The sequence below is a fragment of the Streptomyces sp. NPDC052687 genome, from assembly GCF_040678395.1.
Lineage (GTDB): Bacteria > Actinomycetota > Actinomycetes > Streptomycetales > Streptomycetaceae > Streptomyces.
The window spans coordinates 504,767-523,987 of record NZ_JBFATR010000001.1 but is presented as its reverse complement, the minus strand read 5'-3'; the positions used below and the strand labels follow the sequence as shown (position 1 = coordinate 523,987).

At 73.7% G+C, this 19,221-nt stretch carries 15 protein-coding genes and 1 pseudogene; 3 read left to right on the top strand and 13 right to left on the bottom strand.

The window, feature by feature from the left end:
* Nucleotides 1-84: 84 nt before the first annotated feature.
* From AB0K92_RS02480 to AB0K92_RS02465, 4 genes are all read right to left on the bottom strand, one after another.
* Nucleotides 85-1,404: an Nramp family divalent metal transporter gene (locus AB0K92_RS02480; protein WP_365918601.1), complete on the bottom strand. Its 1,320-nt coding sequence runs from the start codon at nt 1,402-1,404 to the stop codon at nt 85-87.
* A gap of 85 nt (nt 1,405-1,489) precedes the next feature.
* Nucleotides 1,490-1,912, bottom strand: a complete 423-nt coding sequence (locus tag AB0K92_RS02475) for an ATP-binding protein (protein ID WP_365918775.1) — start codon at nt 1,910-1,912, stop codon at nt 1,490-1,492.
* 157 nt (nt 1,913-2,069) lie between these two features.
* The gene (locus tag AB0K92_RS02470; protein ID WP_365918599.1) at nt 2,070-2,987 is read right to left on the bottom strand and encodes an MEDS domain-containing protein; all 918 of its coding nucleotides are present in this window, start codon (nt 2,985-2,987) and stop codon (nt 2,070-2,072) included.
* 59 nt (nt 2,988-3,046) lie between these two features.
* The gene (locus AB0K92_RS02465; RefSeq protein WP_365918597.1) at nt 3,047-5,368 is read right to left on the bottom strand and encodes a LuxR C-terminal-related transcriptional regulator; all 2,322 of its coding nucleotides are present in this window, start codon (nt 5,366-5,368) and stop codon (nt 3,047-3,049) included.
* A gap of 350 nt (nt 5,369-5,718) precedes the next feature.
* On the opposite strand from AB0K92_RS02465, the gene AB0K92_RS02460 reads away from it, so the two are divergent.
* Entirely contained in the window at nt 5,719-7,071 is a 1,353-nt protein-coding gene (locus tag AB0K92_RS02460) for a M14 family metallopeptidase (protein WP_365918595.1), read from the top strand.
* Here the strand turns inward: AB0K92_RS02460 and AB0K92_RS02455 are convergent.
* From AB0K92_RS02455 to AB0K92_RS02435, 5 genes are all read right to left on the bottom strand, one after another.
* Nucleotides 7,068-7,619, bottom strand: a complete 552-nt coding sequence (locus AB0K92_RS02455; RefSeq protein WP_365918593.1) for a hypothetical protein — start codon at nt 7,617-7,619, stop codon at nt 7,068-7,070. The two genes, AB0K92_RS02460 and AB0K92_RS02455, sit on opposite strands and share 4 nt — an antisense overlap.
* Before the next feature lie 63 nt (nt 7,620-7,682).
* Nucleotides 7,683-9,209, bottom strand: coding sequence for a gluconate:H+ symporter (locus AB0K92_RS02450; protein WP_365918591.1), 1,527 nt, complete (start codon nt 9,207-9,209; stop codon nt 7,683-7,685).
* Between the two features lie 113 nt (nt 9,210-9,322).
* Entirely contained in the window at nt 9,323-9,733 is a 411-nt protein-coding gene (locus AB0K92_RS02445) for a RidA family protein (protein ID WP_365918589.1), read from the bottom strand.
* Complete coding sequence (locus tag AB0K92_RS02440) at nt 9,730-10,491, bottom strand: IclR family transcriptional regulator (RefSeq protein ID WP_365918587.1); 762 nt, start codon at nt 10,489-10,491, stop codon at nt 9,730-9,732. Before AB0K92_RS02440 ends, AB0K92_RS02445 begins: the two co-directional genes overlap by 4 nt.
* Entirely contained in the window at nt 10,488-11,522 is a 1,035-nt protein-coding gene (locus AB0K92_RS02435; protein ID WP_365918585.1) for a sugar kinase, read from the bottom strand. Before AB0K92_RS02435 ends, AB0K92_RS02440 begins: the two co-directional genes overlap by 4 nt.
* A 138-nt stretch (nt 11,523-11,660) precedes the next feature.
* Between AB0K92_RS02435 and AB0K92_RS02430 the strand changes: the two genes are divergently transcribed.
* Together AB0K92_RS02430 and AB0K92_RS02425 are read left to right on the top strand one after the other, a co-directional pair.
* On the top strand, nt 11,661-12,929 hold the full coding sequence (locus AB0K92_RS02430) for an amino acid deaminase (RefSeq protein WP_365918583.1): 1,269 nt from the start codon (nt 11,661-11,663) through the stop codon (nt 12,927-12,929).
* A gap of 11 nt (nt 12,930-12,940) precedes the next feature.
* On the top strand, nt 12,941-14,524 hold the full coding sequence (locus AB0K92_RS02425; protein WP_365918581.1) for a D-aminoacylase: 1,584 nt from the start codon (nt 12,941-12,943) through the stop codon (nt 14,522-14,524).
* Nucleotides 14,525-14,557: 33 nt separating this feature from the next.
* On the opposite strand, the pseudogene AB0K92_RS02420 reads toward AB0K92_RS02425, so the two are convergent.
* From AB0K92_RS02420 to AB0K92_RS02405, 4 genes and pseudogenes are all read right to left on the bottom strand, one after another.
* A pseudogene (locus AB0K92_RS02420) lies at nt 14,558-15,396 on the bottom strand (serine protease).
* Nucleotides 15,397-15,527: 131 nt separating this feature from the next.
* The gene (locus AB0K92_RS02415; protein ID WP_365918773.1) at nt 15,528-16,910 is read right to left on the bottom strand and encodes an FAD-dependent monooxygenase; all 1,383 of its coding nucleotides are present in this window, start codon (nt 16,908-16,910) and stop codon (nt 15,528-15,530) included.
* Between the two features lie 73 nt (nt 16,911-16,983).
* Nucleotides 16,984-18,363, bottom strand: coding sequence for a DUF6545 domain-containing protein (locus AB0K92_RS02410; RefSeq protein WP_365918579.1), 1,380 nt, complete (start codon nt 18,361-18,363; stop codon nt 16,984-16,986).
* Between the two features lie 14 nt (nt 18,364-18,377).
* Nucleotides 18,378-19,100: a hypothetical protein gene (locus AB0K92_RS02405; protein ID WP_365918577.1), complete on the bottom strand. Its 723-nt coding sequence runs from the start codon at nt 19,098-19,100 to the stop codon at nt 18,378-18,380.
* Between the last annotated feature and the right edge of the window lie 121 nt (nt 19,101-19,221).

Sequence of the window (19,221 nt, the reverse complement as noted above, 5' to 3'; positions counted from 1 at the left end):
CGGACCTCCTGCCCAGGGGAAGGATGCAGGAGTGGTTCGCCCGGTTGCCGGCGGTGCTCGGGTGCTACCGCCCGATGGGCTGACCTAGAAGAACTCCGACCACGGCTGGTCCCAGATCTGTTTCACGCACAGGACCAGGAACAGCAGGCCGGCCAGGGTGAGCATGCCGTTGCTGAGCCAGCTGTTGCGCCATTCGCGGGGGGTGCGGGAGGAGTTGAGGAGCCACAGGAGGGTGCCGGCCAGGAAGGGGAGGAAGGCCGCGCCGAGGACGCCGTAGAGGATGATGAGGCGGAAGGGCTGGCCCTGGAAGAGCAGGACGACCGGGGGGAAGGTCAGCCACAGGAGGTACGCGCGGAAGGGCCAGGAGCGTTCGCGGGTGCCGGAGGCCACCGCCTCGGCCTTGGCGGCGTCGTCCTTGCGGTAGCGGGCGACGAAGTCGGCGAACATCAGGCTCACGCCGTGCCAGACGCCGATCAGGGACGTGAAGGACGTGGCGAAGAAGCCGATGAGGAAGAACTTCGCCGTCGCCGTGCCGTACTTCTCGTCCAGGATGTCGCCGAGCTGGATCAGGCCCTTGTCGCCGCTCGCGATGGCCACGTTCGCGGAGTGGAGCAGTTCCGCGCCGACGAAGAGCATGGCGACCACGAAGACGCCCGTCGTCGCGTAGGCGACGCGGTTGTCCAGCCGCATGACCTTCATCCAGCCCGTGTCGGTCCAGCCCTTGGCGTTGACCCAGTAGCCGTAGGCCGCGAGGGTGATCGTGCCGCCCACGCCGCCGATCAGGCCGAGGGTGTTGAGGATGGAGTCCTTCTCGTCGGGCAGCACGGGGAGCAGGCCGGCGAAGGCCTCCCCCAGGTTCGGGGTGACCCTGATCGCCAGGTAGACCGTCACGACGAACATGACGCCCACCAGGACCGTCATGACCTTCTCGAACACCGCGTACTTGTTGAACCAGACGAAGACCAGCCCGACCAGGCCGCAGGCCACCGCCCACCACTTCAGGTCCATGACGTCGGGGAACAGCGCCTGGAGCGGCAGGGCGCTGGACGACATGGCCGCCGCGCCGTAGACGAAGCCCCAGATCACCAGGTAGACGGCGAAGAAGTACGTGGTCCAGCGGCCCAGGCTGGCCCAGCCGTCGAAGAGGGTGCGGCCGGTGGAGAGGTGCCAGCGGCCCGCCGCCTCGGCCAGTGAGATCTTCACCAGGCAGCCGACGACCGCGGCCCACAGGAGCGTGTAGCCGAAGTTGCTGCCGGCGATGAGCGTCGCCACCAGGTCGCCGGCGCCCACGCCCGTCGCGGCCACGACGATTCCGGGTCCGATGTACTTCCAACTGGACTTGCGGGCTGTGGAGTCCGGGCCGCCGACCTGTGGTTCCGTGGTGTTTCCCGTGGTGTCCGCCATGCTGGCCAAGTAAGCCGATCAACGGCCGCGCGGCAAGAGGGCGTGCGGGATCTCCACAGAACGAGTGGTCCTGGTGTACGCCGTGCTACGGCCGGCGCCGTCCGCAGCCGTCGCAGGCGCAGGTGCCGAGCTCGAACCACACGGTCTTGCCCTGCCCGTCCTGGTGGCAGCCCCAGCGGCGGGCGAGCGCGTCCACGAGGAACATCCCGCGGCCGCTCTCGGAGGTGCCCGCCTGGAGCACCTGCGGCACCCGGCGGCCGGCGTCCGTGACCTCGCAGCGCAGCACGCCGTGGGCGGCGGACAGGGTCAGCCGGAAGCGGCTCGCGGAGTGCACCACGGCGTTGGTGGCCAGCTCGCTGACGAGGAGCTCGGCGGTGGCCACCAGGTCCTCCAGGTCGTCGCGCTCGGCGAGCCCCCAGCCCTCCAGCTGCCGGCGGACCTCCGCGCGGGCCTGGCCGACCGCGGAGGGGCGGGGGTCGTATTCGGTGCTCGCGTGACCCGCGCCCATGGGGGGCTGCGGGTACGCGCCGTACTGGGGATGGGGGGCCGGGAGGAGACGCGCGGAGGGTGGCGACATGGGTTCAGGTTGTCCCGGGGACCGGTCGGCCACACGGGGAGGACTACCCGATTCCATACCTGCGTGGCGGCACGGCACCGGTGCGGCCCTACGCGTACTGGAGGCGGACCGAGGCCCCGTCGGCGTCGTGGCGGATGTCGACGTACGCGCAGACCTGGCGGGCGAACCACAGGCCCTGGCCGGGCCGTAACCCGGCGGCGGGCGGGGGGACGAAGCCCGCGAGCGGGTCGTCGAGGCGGCGGGGGGTGCGCAGTTCGCACACGCAGGACGGCGCCTCGCCCCACAGCAGTACGCGGGTGACCGGGTCCACGGCGGCCTCCGCGACCGCCGTCGCGAACAGGTCGGCCTCGGCGGCGGCCAGGCCCCGGTCGACCGCCCAGGCGCGGACGGCGTGCGGATCGGGCGCGGTCAGCCGGTACGCGTCGCGGGGCGCGGGCGGCAGGGGTACGGCGTCCAGTTCGGCGGCGACCAGCAGCGGGTCGGCGTACACCTCGGTGTCGGGGTGGGCGCGGCGGGCGGCGGCGATGACGGCGGGGCCCGCGGTGCGTGTGTCGTAGACGCACATGGCGGTGGTGGCGTACGGGGCGAACAGGACGTTGGCCAGGGCCTCGTAGCGGATCCACTCGGCGGACTCGCGGGCGGAGCGTCCGGCGCGGCCGGCCCAGTCCGGTTCCATGAGGAGGTGGATACGGCCGCCGGGGCCGGCGTGGGCGGCGAGGTGGGCGGCGGCGCGCGCGATGGCGTTGGCGGCGGAGCCGGTGTACCAGTCGGTGTGCGGGACGGTGACGACGCGCCGCGCGTCCTCGGGGCCGAGCGCGGCGCGCAGCAGGTCCAGCTTGGCGGGGGCGGTGATGGCGACCGGCGGGGGCTCGTCGGGGGCGGCGAGGCCCTCGGCGAGGAAGGGCAGGGCGAGGGCCAGGAACTCGTCGTCGGTGCTGTGGACGGCGATGCGGTGGTCGAAGGCGCCGGACGGGGCCGGCGGGGTGGCTGGCCGGGTGGCGGTCATGGGTCTCCCAAGGGGGTGGGTCGGACACGGGTGCCGGGACGGCGGCTCGGAAGGCGGCTTCAGCGCTGGGCCGTCACCCAGGCGGCGATCTGGCTGCGGTTGCTGAAGCCGAGCTTGCTGAGGATGCGTTCGACATGGCCTTCGGCGGTGCGGCGGGCGATCACCAGGCGGTCGGCGATCTGCTGGTTGGCGAGTCCTTCGGCGACGAGTTCGGCGACCTCGGTCTCGCGGCGGGTGAGGCGGACGCCCTGCGGGGGGCGTTCGGGCTCGGGCGGTTCGGGCGGCCGGTGCTCCTCCAGGGCGTAGCCCACCAGGTCGGTGAGGGCGAGGGCGGCGCCCCGCCGGTAGGCGCGCTCGTACTCCTGGGCGCCGGCGGCCTCGCGGGCGCGCTCCTCGGTGGTGCGGCGGCTGGTCTGCAGGCAGGCGGCGCCCCAGCGGTCGCGGTCGACGTCGGCCCACACCCGGTCGGCTCCGCCGAGCAGCACGGCCGCGCGTTCGGGGGTACCGCCGTGGGCGGCGATCTGGGCGAGCAGGTCGAGGGTGAGGCCCATGCCGACGATGTCGTGGACGGCGAGTTTGCGGCGCAGTGCCTCGCGGGCGTGGCGTTCGGCGCGCGGCCAGTCCCGTTTGACGGTGTGGGCGAGGGCCAGCATGCGCAGCACGTACGACAGCACCCATTCCTCGCCGTGCGCCTCGCACAGCCGGCGGGTCTCCTCGCAGACCGCGATGGCCTCGTCGGCCTCGCCGAGGAAGTTGAGGGCGCAGGCGAGTTCGACCCGGTCGAGGCCGACCATGCTGAGGTGCCGGCCGGGGACGGGGCCGCGGGCGACGCCGGCCCGGAAGTGGTCGAGGGCGCCGTGCAGGTCGCCGCTGAACAGCTGGATGACGCCGATGACGTACTCGGCGTGCGCGGCTTCGGCCTCGTCGCCGAGGCGGCGGGCGAGGGCGGCGGCCTCCTCGGCGCGGCGGCGGCCGCGGGTGAGGTCTTCGGGGCAGCCGGCGAGGAGGCCGGAGATCCACAGGGCGCGGGCGCGTTCGCGGGTGGGTCCGGGGTGGGCGTCGAGGGCGCGGTCGAGCCAGTAGCGGCCTTCGCGGGGGGCGCCGCAGGCGTGCCAGTAGAACCAGAGGGTGCCGGCCAGGCGGAGGCCGGCGAGGGCTTCGCCGGGGGCGGTGAGGCTGTAGTCGAGGGCGGCGCGCAGGTTGTCCTGGTCGGCGCGGAGCCGGGCGACGGTCTCGCGCTGGCCGGGCCCGAACCAGGCGCGTTCGCAGGCGGCGGCCCGTTCCTGCATCCAGTCGCGCTGGCGGCGGCGGGCGGCGTCCTCCTCGCCGGGCAGTGCGCGCAGCTTCTCCAGGCCGTGGTGGCGCAGGGTGTCGAGGAGGCGGTAGCGGACGCCGTCGGGGCCGGGTTCGCGGCTGAGCACGCTCTTGTCGACGAGTCCGGCGACGGCTTCGAGGACGTCGCCGGCCCGCACCCGCTCGCCGTCCGCGCAGACGGCCTCCGCGGTCTCCAGGTCGAAGCCGCCGGCCAGGACGGCGGCGCGGGCCCACACCAGTCGCTCCCGCTCGGTGCACAGGTCGTGGCTCCAGTCGACGGCGGCGCGCAGGGTCTGGTGGCGGGGCAGGACGGCGGGGCTGCCCGCGCTGAGCAGGCGGTAGCGGTCGTCGAGGCGGGCCAGGAGCTGTTCGACGCTGAGGACGCGCATGCGGACGGCGGCGAGTTCGATGGCGAGGGGCAGCCCGTCGAGGCGGCGGCACAGGCGGGCGACGGCGGCCCGGTTGGCGGGGGTGAGGCGGAAGCCGGGGTCGACGGCGGCGGCGCGGTCGGCGAAGAGGGTGAGGGCGGGGCTCGCGTCGGCGGCGGAGAGGTCGCCCTCGGGGTCGGGGACGGGCAGTGGCCGTACGTCCATGAGGTGTTCCTCGGTGAGGCCGAGGCGGTGCCGGCTGGTGGCGAGGATCCGCACGCCGGTGGTGCGGCGCAGCAGGGCGGCGGCGAGTTCGGCGCAGGCGGCGAGCAGGTGTTCGCAGTTGTCGACGACGAGCAGGAGCCGCCGGTCGCGGACCTGTTCGACCAGGGCGTCGAGCGGGGGCTGGGCGGAGTGGTCGTGCAGGCCGAGGGCGTCGGCGGCGGCGAGCGGGACGAGGGCGGGGTCGTGCAGGCCGGAGAGGTGGACGAAGCGCACGCCGTCGGGGAAGGCGCGGGCGACGCGGGCCGCGATCCGGGCGGCGAGGCGTGTCTTGCCGACGCCGCCGGGTCCGGTCAGGGTGACGAGCCGGGCGCGGGCCAGCAGGTCGCGGCCCTCGGCCTGTTCGTCGCGCCGGTCGACGAAGCTGGTCGTCTCGACGGGCGGCCGGCCGTCCCGTCCCGGCGCTGATCCGCCCATGATCAGCCAGTCCTCTGCGGTGTGAGCGGGGAGCCGGTTGTCCCGTGACTCCCGGTGCACGGACCTTCACTCTTCCCCGGTCGGCACATATATGCACGCATCGGTCACACCCGCGGGTGCACTTTGCCGGGGCGGGCGTCGGCGGGGGCCGTCGCGCGTACACTGCACGGCCGTTTTCCGCCTGGTTCCGGACATCCACCCGGAACCGGCTATTGACCTGCTCATGCCATGGGGCGAACCATGAGCGCCACACCCACACCAGTAGGTCGTACGTCGCACGGAAGAACCACCCCCAGCTCCACTCCCCACTTCCGGAGACCCCGGAATCCCTGGAGACACAAGGAGACTTCATGCGACTCCGCATCCGCGGCCAGGGCGCCCGCGGCGGCAGACGCGCCGCCGCGCTCGCCGGTCTGCTCGCCCTCGCCCTCGCGGCCCCCCTCTCGGCGACGGCGGGCGACGCCAGCGCCGACAGCGCGGCGAAACCGGCCGCTTCGGCGGACGACATCCGCCAGTACGAGATCCATCTGCACTCGACGGCCGAGGACCGCACCGCGTTGCAGCGGGCCGGCGTCTCCGTGGACGAGGTCCACGGGCACGGCGTGGTCGTCTCCGGCCGCGCGGACCAGATCCGCGAACTGCGCCGGCTCGGCTACGACGTCACCGCGCTGGGCGCCGTACCGGACCGTTCGGCGAAGGACGGCGACATCCGGCTCTACGACTTCCCGTCGGCCGACGCGCGCTACCACAACTACGCCGAGATGACGGCCGAGATCAACTCGATCGTCGCGGCGAACCCGTCCATCGCGAGCCAGCGCACGATCGGCACCTCGTACCAGGGGCGCAACATCGTCGCCATCAAGATCAGCGACAACGTCTCGGCGGACGAGTCCGAGCCGGAGGTGCTGTTCACCCACCACCAGCACGCCCGCGAGCACCTGACCGTCGAGATGGCGCTCTACCTGCTGCGCGAGCTGACCGGCGACTACGGCAGCGACTCCCGCGTCACCGGCCTGGTCAACAGCCGCGAGATCTGGATCATCCCGGACCTCAACCCGGACGGCGGCGAGTACGACATCGCCTCCGGTTCCTACCGCTCGTGGCGCAAGAACCGCCAGCCCAACTCCGGTTCGTCGTACGTCGGTACGGACCTCAACCGCAACTGGAACTACCGCTGGGGCTGCTGCGGCGGCTCCTCCGGCTCGCCGTCCTCCGAGACCTACCGCGGTTCGGCCCCCGAGTCGGCCAAGGAGGTCAAGGTCGTCGCGGACTTCGTGCGCAGCCGGGTCGTCGGCGGCAAGCAGCAGATCACCGCGGGCATCGACTTCCACACCTACAGCGAGCTGGTGCTCTGGCCGTTCGGCTACACCACCGCGGACACCACCACCGGCATGACCGCCGACGACCGCAACGCGTTCGCGACGGTCGGGCAGAAGATGGCCGCCAGCAACGGCTACACCCCGGAGCAGTCCAGCGACCTGTACATCACCGACGGGTCGATCGACGACTACCTCTGGGGCACGCACAAGATCTTCGGCTACACCTTCGAGATGTATCCGCGGTCCAGCTCCGGAGGCGGGTTCTACCCGCCCGACGAGGTGATCGAGCGGGAGACCTCACGGAACCGGGACGCGGTGCTGCAACTGCTGGAGAACGCGGACTGCATGTACCGGTCGATCGGCAAGGAAGCCCAGTACTGCTAGGCGTCCTCGCCCGCGTCCGTCTTCTCCTGCGCCTGCGCCTCGTCCTCGAAGTAGGCGTCCAGCACCGCGTCGAGCTGTGACTCCCACTCCGCGAAGCGCGCCCTGGCCGGCGCCTCGATCTCGATCGGGTACCAGCGCCGGTCAGGGGTGTGCACCGTGACGGTGAACCGCTTGCCGAAGCGGGCCGTCTCGGTCTCCACCGCGCCGATCTCGTCCCAGCGGAAGTCGCAGCTCTCCTCGTCGAGGCTGAGGCGGATGCCCCGGGCGTCGGCGACGATCCGGGCGCGCCGGTCGGCGGCCTCGAACACGGGGCCGTCGGCGGGGGGTTCCTCCTCGGCAGTCACCTCCTCGGCGGCTTCCGGGGCGGCTTCGACGGCGGCCTTCTCGGCGGTGTCCTCCCCCGCCGCGGCCTCGGCCGTCTCCTCCGCTGCGACGGTCGCCGGACGGGCCGGCTCGTCGGGGCGCGGGCCCGTGATGCCGGGGACGAACGCCGGGTCCGCCGCGGCGCCTTGCAGGGGCTGAATGCTGGGTCCTATGCGCTGCTCCACGGCGGAAGTATGGACGACGGAGCTGTGCGGGCGACAGCCAGGCTGTTCGGCGGGGCCGTCGTCCTACACGAAGAGGCTGAGCACCGCCGCCACCGCGAACCCGGCCAGCGACAGCACCGACTCCAGTACGGTCCACGTCTTCAGGGTGTCCCGCTCGCTGATCCCGAAGTACTTGGCGACGATCCAGAAGCCGCCGTCGTTGACGTGCGAGGCGAAGATGGAGCCCGCCGAGATGGCCATGATGACCAGGGCGACGAAGGCCTGGGAGTGGTCGCCGCCGGCGAGCAGCGGGGCGACGATGCCGGCCGTGGTGACGATGGCGACGGTGGCCGATCCCTGGGCGACGCGCAGCACCAGGGAGATCAGGTAGGACAGCGCGATCAACGGCAGGCCGACGTCGTCGAAGGTGTCCGAGAGGGCCTGGGCGACCCCGCTCGCCTTGAGGACGGCGCCGAAGACGCCGCCCGCGCCGACCACGAGCAGGATGTTGCCGACCGGCTTCAGCGAGGACGTCGACACCGTCTCCAGCGACTTGCGGGACCAGCCGCGGCGGATGCCGAGGACGTAGTACGCGAGGAGCAGGGCGAGGGTGAGGGCAACGAAGGGGTGGCCGAAGAACTCGATCACCGAGCGGAGCGTGGAGGGACTGAGCGCGATCGAGGAGAAGGTGGCGGCGAGGATCAGGATCAGCGGCGTGCCGATGATGGCGAGCACCGTGCCGAGGGCGACCGGCTGTTCGCGGGGCGCGGCCCGCTCGGCGAGCACCGCGCGCCTGGCCTCCTCCGCGGCCTCCACCATGTCCTGCGGGACGGGCACGAAGATACGGCGGCCGATCCACGCGGAGAACGCCCAGGCGGCCAGGACGGCGGGGATGCCGCAGACGACGCCCATGAGGATGACCCAGCCGAGGTCCACGTGGAGCAGCCCGGCGGCGGCGACGGGGCCGGGGTGCGGGGGCAGGAAGGCGTGGGTCATGGACAGGCCCGCGAGCAGCGGAAGGCAGTAGAGCAGGATCGACTTGCCGCTTCGCTTGGCGGCGGCGTAGACGAGCGGCGCGAGGACGAAGATGCCGACGTCGAAGAAGACCGGGATGCCGAAGATGAGGCCGGTCAGGCCCATGGCGAGCGGGGCGCGCCTCTCCCCGAAGAGGTTCAGCAGCCGGGAGGCCAGCACCTCGGCGCCGCCGCTGACTTCGAGGATCGCGCCGAGCATGGTGCCCAGGCCGATGATGATGGCGACGTGGCCGAGGATGCCGCCCATGCCGGACTCGATGGTGGAGACGGCGTCGGAGCGCTGGACGGTGCCGAAGAGTTCGGTGACGGACAGGCCGGCCAGCAGGCCGACGGCTATGGAGACGGCGAGCAGGGCGACGAACGGCTGGAGGCGCGCCTTGATGATGAGGAACAGCAGCAGGGCGATGCCGAGGGCGGCGACGGTGAGCAGTCCGGCGGTGCCGTCGATGAGCAGCAGGAGACCGCCGGTGTGGGGCGGGGACGACAGCGGAGGGGACGACAGCGGAGGGGACGACAGCGGAGGGGACGACAGCGGAGGGGACGACAGCAGCGGGGACGACAGGGACGAAGGGGACATCAGGGGGTCCTCTGGATAAGTACATACTGCTTTCGGGCAGGGGGGATCGCGGCATGGCGTCCGGGAAGGCGCGGACACCATGCCGTGCGCGGCGTGCGGGTGGTGAGAAGGGGTCAGCCGAGGACGGCGAGCGCGTCGATCTCGATGAGCAGGCCGGCGGGCAGGCCGACGTAGACCGTCGTGCGGGCGGCCGGGGGCTGGGTGAGGCCCTGCTCCTCGAAGTAGGCGTTGTAGATCTCGTTCATCTCGGCGAAGTGGTCCACGTCCGTGAGGTAGACGCGGATCATCATCACGTCGTCCCAGCTCGCGCCGCCCTCCTCCAGGACGGACTTGACGTTGGCGAGGGTCTGGAGGGTCTGCTCGCGCAGGGTGGGGCCGGCGGGCGTCGGGGGCTTGCCCTCCTCGGCGGGGAGGAAGCCGACCTGGCCGGCGACCTGGAGGATGTTGCCCTTCCTGACGCCGTGCGAGAACTTCGCGGGCGGGGTGGTGTGGGTCTTGGGGGTGAGTGCGGTCTTGTCCGTCATGCGGGGTCCCTTACTGGCGTTCTTCCGGAGTACTCGCCGCTGATGTCCTCCGCCGTACGGCGCACCAGCGGGAGCAGGGTGAGGAGTTCGTCGGCGGTGACGACGACGTTCGGCGCGGAGACCGACATGGCGGCGACGACCCTGCCGTCGGCGCCGCGGACGGGCGCGGCGACGCAGTTGATGGACTCCTCGTGGCCGCCGAGGTCGGTGGCCCAGCCCTGTTCGCGCACCTTGGCCAGCTCCGTGAGGAAGGCCTCGGCGTTCGGCGTCGAACGGGCCGTGTACAGGGGGTAGTCGAGCTTCTCCGCGACCGCGCGCCGCTCGGGCTCGGGCAGGTCGGCGAGGAGCAGCTTGGCGACGGCGGCGACGGTGATGGCGACCGGTTTGCCGATCCTCGAGTACATGCGGACCGGGTAGCGGCTCTCCACCTTGTCGATGTAGAGGACCTCGTCGTCCTCGTACACCGCGAGGTGCACGGTGTGCCCGCACTGTTCGTTGAGGCGGACGAGGTGCGGGTGGGCGATCTCGCGGATGTCCAGGTTCTCCATCGCCTCCTGGGCGAGGGCGAACAGCCGGGCGCCGAGCCGGTAGCGCTGGTCGGACTGGCGGTAGACGAAGCCGTGCTCGTTGAGGGTGCGCAGCAGCCTGAGGGCGGTGGACTTGTGCACGCCGAGGCGGTCGGCGACCTGTCCGAGGTCGGCGGGTCCCTCGGCGAGCAGCGGCAGGATGCTCAGCGCGCGGTCGACGGTCTGGCTCATGGCGTACGTACCTCCTCCTCGGCCCCTTGGGTGCCGGCTGTCCAGCCGGGGCCGAGTCGAAGTCTCCCCCACGCGGTGTCGTCGAGGGCGGCGAGCCGGTCGGCGTGGTCGCGGGCGGGGGGTGCGGCGAGGTCGCCGGGGGCGGTGAGGGCGGCGGCGGCCCACAGGTGGCCGTGGCGCAGGCGGTCCCGCGGGGGCAGGCCGCGCAGGGTGGCGGAGAGGAACCCGGCGGCGAAGGCGTCTCCGGCGCCGACGGCGGCGACGACGTCCACGGTGAGGGCGGGGACGAAGGTGGCGTGGGGTCCGTGGAACGCGGTGGCGCCCGCCGGGCCCTGCTTGACGACGAGCACCTCGGGTTCGGGCAGCGCGGCGCGGATCTCCTCGGGGCCGGTCAGTCCCCAGGCCTCGTCCTCGCCGACGAAGACCAGGTCGGCGCGGCGGGCGAGGTCTTTCAGCAGGGCGGGCCCGCCGGGGTGCGGCCACAGGCCGGGGCGGTGGTTGACGTCGAAGGAGACGAGGGGGCGGCCGGGGCGGGGCGCGGTCAGTTCGCGCAGCAGCTCGCGGCAGCCGTCGGAGAGCGCCGCGGTGATGCCGGACAGGTGCAGGATCCGCCCGGCCCGTACGGCGCTCAGGTCGACGCCGGTCACGGACATCGCGGAGGCCGCCGATCCGGCCCGGTAGTAGGCCACCTCGTGGGCGTCGGTGGCGCGGTCGCCCGCGGTGCGGAAGTACACGCCGGTCGGGCGTGCGGGGTCGCGGCGTACGGAGGTCACGTCGACGCCGTACGCGCCGATCGTCTCGACCAGGTGGTCGCCGAACCCGTCGGCGCCGACCCGGCTGACCCACCGGGCGGAGTGCCCGGCGGCGGCCAGCATGCAGGCCACGTTGGACTCGGCGCCGCCGATGGCCCGGTCGAAGGACGGCACGTCGGCGAGACGGCCGGGGCGGGAGGGCAGGAAGGTGACCATGGACTCGCCGAGCGCGACGACGTCCACGACGCCGGGGGCGTTGCACAGTCCGTCGGTGGTCACGATCGTCGTAGCTCCTCGGTCTCGCACAGGGCGGTGGCGGATCCGTTGACCCCGCGTTCGCCGAGATGTTAGACAGCGGTAAGCGACATACGCAATGGACGTTGCAGAATATGCAACGCACCTGATCGGAGGCTCTTCATGAGCAGCGAAGCCCTCGCCCGGCTCTCGGGCGAACGCGTCGACCACCGCTTCCGGGGCCTCCCGCCGGACGCCGACGGGCTCACCGTCGGCGAGCTGGCCGCCCAGCGCCGCAACCTGTTCACCGGCGGCTTCACCACCCCCGTCCTCGCCCTGTCCGCCGAGCACCTGGAGCACAACCTGCGGCTGATGGCCGAGTACACCCAGCGGCACGGCCTGGCCTTCGCCCCGCACGGCAAGACCTCCATGGCCCCGCAGCTGTTCGCCCGCCAGATCGAGCACGGCGCCTGGGGCATCACGCTCGCGGTGCCGCACCAGGTGCGGGTGGCGCGGGCGTTCGGCGTGCAGCGGGTGTTCCTGGCGAACGAGCTGGTGGACGCCGCGGCCCTGCGCTGGCTCGCCGCCGAGCTGGCCGACCCGGCGTTCCGCTTCGTCTGCTACGTCGACTCGGTGCGCGGCGTGGAGCTGATGGACGCGGCGCTGGCGGACGCCGGCGCGCCCCGCCCGGTGGACGTGGTCGTGGAGCTGGCCGCGGGCGAGGGCGCCCGGACCGGTGTGCGCACGGAGGCGGAGTGCGCGCGGGTCGCGGACGCGGTGGCCGCGGCCCGGACGCTGCGGCTGGCCGGGGTCGCCGGGTACGAGGGCGAGGTGCCGCGGGCGACGCCGGAGCGGGTGCGGGTGTGGCTGGACCGGCTGGTCGCGCTGGCCGTGGAGTTCGACGAGGCGGGCCGGTTCGCGGGGCTGGACGAGATCGTGGTGAGCGCGGGCGGCAGCGCCTGGTTCGACGCGGTGGCCGACGCCTTCGCCGCGCTCCCCGCACTGTCCGCGCCGGTGCTGAAGCTGCTGCGCTCCGGGGCGTACGTCTCGCACGACGACGGCCACTACCGCCGGCTGACCCCGTTCACCCGGGTCCCCGAGGAGGGCGCGCTGGAGCCCGCGTTCCGGCTGTGGGCGCAGGTGGTATCGCGGCCCACGGCCGAGCAGGCCTTCGTCAACGCGGGCAAGCGGGACGCGGCCCACGACCTGGACCTGCCGGTCGCCCACGTGGTGCGCCGCGGCGGCACCGAGCGCCCGGCCACCGGGATCGAGGTGACGGGCCTGTCCGACCAGCACGCCTGGCTGCGCACCTCGCCGGAGGCGGACCTGGAGGTCGGCGACTGGGTCGGTCTCGGGCTGTCCCACCCGTGCACGTCGTTCGACAAGTGGCAGCTGATCCCGGTGGCCGAGGCCGACGGCACGGTCGTCGACTACGTCCGCACGTTCTTCTAGGGGGCCCGGCAGTGGAAGATCTCGTCATCCGGGACGCGGAGGTCGTCGACGGCACCGGCGCGCCGTCCTACCGCGCCGACGTGGTGGTGGACGGCGGCCGGATCGTGTCGATCGTCAAGGAGGCCGCGGCGGCCGGCTGCCAGCGCCCGTCGGCCATGCGGGAACTGGACGCCGAGGGCCTGGTCCTCACCCCCGGCTTCATCGACATGCACGCCCACAGCGACCTGGCGCTGCTGCGCGACCCCGACCACAGCGCGAAGGCCGCGCAGGGCGTCACGCTGGAGGTGATCGGCCAGGACGGGCTGTCGTACGCGCCGGTCGACGACCGTACGCTCGCCGAGGTGCGCCGCGCGATCACCGGCTGGAACGGCTCGGGCGACGACATCGACTTCGACTGGCGGTCGGTCGGCGAGTACCTGGACCGGCTGGACGGGGGCATCGCCGTCAACGCGGCCTACCTGGTCCCCCAGGGCACGGTCCGCGCGCTCGCCGTCGGCTGGGAGGACCGCGAGGCGACCCCGGCCGAGCTGGACCGGATGCGCCGGCTGGTCGCCGAGGGCCTGGAGCAGGGCGCGGTCGGCATGTCGTCCGGGCTGACGTACACGCCGGGCATGTACGCGAAGGACGCCGAACTGACCGAGCTGTGCCGGGTGGTGGCGTCGTACGGCGGCTACTACTGCCCGCACCACCGCTCCTACGGGGCGGGTGCGCTGGAGGCCTACGCGGAGATGGTGGCGCTCGCCCGGGAGGCGGGCTGCGCGCTGCATCTGGCGCACGCCACCATGAACTTCGGCGTCAACGAGGGCCGCGCGCCCGAGCTGCTGGCGCTGCTGGACGAGGCGCTGGCGGCGGGCGCGGACATCAGCCTCGACACCTATCCCTACACGCCCGGCAGCACCACGCTCGCGGCGCTGCTGCCGAGCTGGGCGGGCGAGGGCGGCCCGGACGCGGTGCTCGCCCGGCTCGCGGACGACGCGACGGCCGAGCGGATCCGCCACCACCTGGAGGTCACCGGGTCGGACGGCTGCCACGGGGTGCCGGTGGAGTGGCACACGATCGAGATCTCCGGGGTCGGCGACCCGGCGCTCGCCGGCTGGGTCGGCCGCCGTCTGGACGGCTGGGCGGCGGCCCGCCGGCTGCTGCTGGAGGACCGCCTGGCCACCTCGATCCTCCAGCACGTCGGCCACGAGGAGAACGTCCGGGCGATCATGCGCCACCGCGTCCACACCGGCGGCTCCGACGGCATCCTCCAGGGCGCGAAGCCGCATCCGCGCGCCTACGGCACCTTCCCGCACTACCTCGGCCACTACGTCCGCGAGCTGGGCGTGCTGTCCCTGGAGGAGTGCGTCGCCCACCTCACCTCCCGCCCGGCGGCCCGGCTGCGGCTGCCGGACCGGGGCGTGGTGCGCGAGGGGTACCGGGCGGACCTGGTGCTGTTCGACCCGGCCACGGTGGCGGCCGGGTCGACGTACGAGCGTCCGCGCGCGCTGCCGACGGGCATCCCCCACGTTCTGGTGGACGGCCGGTTCGTGATCGAGGACGGGCGGCGCACGGACGTCCTGGCGGGCCGCTCGGTGCGCAGGACGCCCGTGTGAGGGCCTGACGGCTCAGGGCTTACGGCTCAGGGCTCACGGCTTGGGCAGGGTGCAGCCGCTCGCGTACAGGTCGAGCTTGCTGTCGAGGCCGAAGCAGGCGGCGAACGGGTAGGTCTGCTGGGCGTAGTTGATGCCCTGGCGGACGGTGACGTTGCCGTTCGCGTCCACCTCGCAGGGGTTGTTGAGGGTGCAGCGCCCGCCGCTCTCGTTGCCGGTGTTGTTGACGGCGACGACCCGGCCGGTGGAGTGGTCGACGACCGGGGAGCCGGAGGTGCCGCCGATGGTGTTGCACGTGGAGGTGTAGCGGACGGAGTCCTTCCAGGTCCAGTCGCCCTCGCGCAGCTGGTGGACGAAGCCGTCTATGGAGCAGTTGTAGGTGCGCTTCCAGTAGCCGGAGACGACGCTGATGGCGGTGCCGGCGGCCGGACGGGTGTCGTTCAGGGTGAGCGCGTCGATGCCGTAGGAGCTCTTGATCTGGGCGTAGGTGCGGGTGAGCTGGTAGACGGCGGCGTCGGTGCCGGTCATGGTCGCGTAGGCGATCTTGTTCGCGCGCAGGGTCGCCACCCGGGTGCCGGCGGCGTTCAGCAGGCCGAAGGAGCGGGTGGAGGCGCGGTCGACGACGACCTCGCCGGGGTCGGGGAAGCCGGACTCCAGGCAGTGGCCGTTGGTGAGCGCCAGCGCCGGGTCGTCGGCCGCGGAGTCGGGCATGCGGATGACCGCGCCGGAGCAGTTGCTCAGCGCCACGGTCCCGGCGAAGTTCTCGCCTCGGCCGCGGGCGCCGTCCCGGTGTCCGGCGTGGCCGCGACGGCGGGTGCCGCGCCCGCCCCGGTGATCACCAGGGCCGTGAGCGTGGCGAGGAGAGGCTTCTTCATGGGGGGTCCCCTCTGTGCGACGGGGGCGGCCGGAGGTCGTCCGGCCGCCCACTGTCTTGTCATGGACATCGTCGTGGCGAGGGGAGGGCGCGGCAAGGAGGCTTATCCGCCACGCGTCGGGCGCGGGCGCGTCACCCCGCGCCCCCGGTCACCGGCTGCCCGGCCGCCGCGGCGGGCCGCTCCAGGGCCGCCAGCAGCGCGCGTTCGGCCGCGGTGAACTGCGGGCCGTCCAGCTGCGGGCGCAGCGGCCCCGCCAGCGCCGACAGCAGCACGCTCGGCCGGACCAGGGACAACGGCGTGGCCCGCAGCGCCAGGACGTCGGTCAGGGCCGTCGCCGCGTGGAACGAGCCGGTCGCGGTGCGGGACAGCCGGCTGACATAGCGGTGCAGCAGGCGGTCGGCGGGGCTCGGGCGGCGGCCCGTGGTCGTGGGGAAGTGGATGTCCTGCCCCACGGACAGCGTCCACGCGGTGTCGACGCTGCGGGCGACGGCCCGCTGGACGCGCCGGGCCAGACCGGGGACGAGACCTCCCGCGACCAGGTCGCGCAGGGCTACGGCGCTCTGGGCGGCGGCCGAGACACCCTGCCCGTACAGGGGGTTGACGGCCGCGACGGCGTCGCCCAGCACCACCAGGCCCTCCGGCCAGCAGGGGAGCCGTTCGTAGGCGTACCGCCGGTTGGCGGTGCTGCGCGTGACGCTGACGTCGGTGAGCGGTGTGGCGTGGGCGATGAGGTCGGCGATGAGCGGGTGGCGCAGGGTGCGTGCGAAGGGCTCGAAGGCGTCCGGGTCCGCGGTGGGCTCCCCGCCGGGGGCGCCCATCAGGCTGACGTGCCAGCGGTCGCCCTCGATCGGCAGGAGGCCGCCGGCGTTGCCCGGCCGGGGCAGCCGCGGGTCGGCCTGGATGCCGATCACCGGCCAGCCGCGGGTGGGCACCGGGGCGCGGTAGACGCGGCTGGCGTAGACGAGTCCGGAGTCGACGCGGTCCTCGGCGAGCCCGGTGACGCCCAGCCCGGCGAGCCACCGGGGCGTGCGCGAGCCGCGGCCGGAGGCGTCGATCACCAGGTCGGCCCGCAGCTCCGCCTCCGTGCCGTCGGCGCCGCGCACGCGTATGCCGGTGACGCGGTGGCGGCTGCCGAGCAGGCCGACGGCCCTCGTCCGCGTCCGCACGCGCACCCGGGGGTCCGCCAGGACCCGCGCCCGCACCACGGAGTCGGTCAGGTCCCGGCTCGCGGTGATCAGATGGTGGGTGCTGCGCCGCCAGCGGCGGTACCAGCCCTCCGGCGAGCAGATCACCATGCCGCCGGTCACGGGGATGCGGTGGGCCCCCGCGGCCAGCAGCCGCCCGACACTGCCCGGCAGCAGCGTCTCGATCGCCGCCACTCCCCCGGTCTGCAGGAAGTGGATGTGCGCGGCCTGCGGCACCCCGGTACGGGGTCCCGGACCGTCGGGCAGCTCGTGCGCCTCCACGATCTCCACGGTTCCGACGTACTCCCGCACCGCGGCCGCGGCCAGCATCCCCGCGATGCTGCCGCCGACGACGACGGCATGGGCGGAACCGGGACGGGGGCCCTGGCCGGGCTGCGGGACATCACTCATGGCGGGCTGCTTTCTGCGATACGTCGGACGGGTCGGCGAGGCGGTAGGACTCCCGGCGCCCCCGGTACTCCCGCACCACGGGCGAGGCCAACGCCTGCGCCAGCGCAACGAGATCCCGCGCGCGCCGGACGCGCGCGGGCGGAGCGTCCGGGGTGGCGGGGGTGGCCGGGGTGCGGGCGGCGCCCGGGGTACGCGGGGCGCTCGGCGTGCCTGGGGTGTCCGGCGTGGGCGGGGTGTCGGCGACGGCCGAGGGGTCCGTGGTGCCGGAGGCCGGCGGAGTGACCGAGGCACCCGAGGGGTCCGGGGCGCCCGGTGGGGGCTCCGCTGTCCTGTGCTGTCGGGCGTGGGCGTCGAGGAGGGCGATCGCGTCCGCGGTGGCCGCCGCGTGCGAGGGGTCGGCGCCGTCGGCCAGTGCCCTGCGGTAGGCGCGTTCGCGCAGGGCCGGGTCGCAGTACGGGGCCAGGGCGAGGATGGCGTCGTACAGCGCCGTCCTGCGGCCCGTCAGCAGCAGCGGCGGCGGAGTCCGCCACCACGGCAGCGGGGCGCGTACGGCGCCCGGGGTGCGTACGTCCCGCAGCGCCCGCCACAGCGGGGCGAGCTGCCACAACTCCCGTACTGCCCCGACTTGTTCGGCGAGACGGGGTCCGGCGAGCGGCACGGCGAAGCCGAGGGCGCCGAGGACGCAGGCGGGCGGGGCGAGGAGCGGGGTGACCTCTCCCACCAGGAAGTCCAGGTCGTGGCCCGTCCAGCGGGCGGCGACCGCCACCAGCCGCAGCACGTCGTAGCAGACGATGATCGCGTAGGCCGGGCCGAGGATGCGCAGGCCCGCCCGGAGCGAGCCGTGGACCTGCGCGGACCAGCGCCGGCACAGGACGCTCGCGGCCGTCATGGCCACGCCCTGCGCGACGAGGTAGAGGACGATCATCTCGCGGAGGAACGGCGTGGTGGCGTAGTGGGCGTCGAACAGGACGGGCTGCTCGACGGGCGCGCTGCCCGCCGCGAACAGGGCGACGACGGCGAGGGCCGTGAGGCCGTACGCGATCACGCACAGGCGGGAGACGCGCCGGGTCCGCTCCGGTGACGCCGGGCGCCAGTTGACGATGAGCAGCAGGCTCGCGCCGGAGAACACGGTCGTCGTCGCGTAGACGACGGGGGCGGCCAGGTTGGGGACGTCCGTGAGCCGGTTGAGCCGGGCGATGGACGCGGGAGCGGCGAAGAGCATCAGGCAGCCGGCGGAGAAGAGCAGCAGACAGGCCGCGCGCAGCAGGGTGTCGTGGCGTCTTCGCACGAGCGCGGGGAGCTTCACGGCGCCCACCAGCAGCAGCATGGCCCCGCACACGTAGAAACCGGCGTCGCTCGTTCCGGAGGTCACTGGGCGGGCCGTCCTCAGCGCTGGAAGCGGTGGGCCATGGAGGCCCGGATCCGGCCGGTGAGGTCGTGCGGGTCGCCGGGCGAGCGGTCCTCGTGGAGGACGGCCCGGACGTCGGTGGCGAACCGGAAGCCGAAGTGCTCGGCGTCGAGTTCCTCCCGCACGCGGTGTCCCTCGGTGCGTGCCGCGAAGTGGAGGGAGGCGTCCATGCGCGCGCCGGGCGGCAGGTCGGTGCGGGTGGCCTCGGCGAGGGCGGCGACGAACTCCGCGAGCGTCGCGGCCGGGCCGCGGTCGGCGGGGTGGGCGGCAGGGCGGGCGGCGCGGGAGGTGAGGGAGGCGGGGGCTGCGCGAGACGGGCGGGCGGCACGGGAGGCGCGGGGGGCTCGGGGGGCGGCGGGCCCGTGGTCACCGTCGCCGTTCCCGGCACCGTCCCCGGTGCCGCTGCCGGTGTGGCCGTGGCCCTGGAACATGTGCCACGCCTCGTGACCGATGATCACCAGCTGGTGCTCGGGGTCGGTGTTCTCCTCGTAGACGATCAGGTCGTGATCGGTGCGGTCCACCCAGACCCCGCTGGCCGTGAACGGCGGGAACACGGCCTGGCGCAGGTGCACCGGGCGCCCCCGTACGTCGCTGAGGGCCCGGGCCGTCGCCGGGATGACGTCCTCGTCGGCGAGGAGCGGCCGTAAGCCGCCCACCAGGCGGGCGCTGAGCCGCCGCATCGCCCTCGGTCCGGTCCTCATCGCCTCATCGGTCCACTCCACCCTCGTCGAGCGCCGAGACCCCGAGCCCCGGGCCTGACGTGTCCGCGGTGTGCACAGGTGCCGTGCGCGGGCGTGCGTGAGCGCGGTGCGCCGGCGCTGG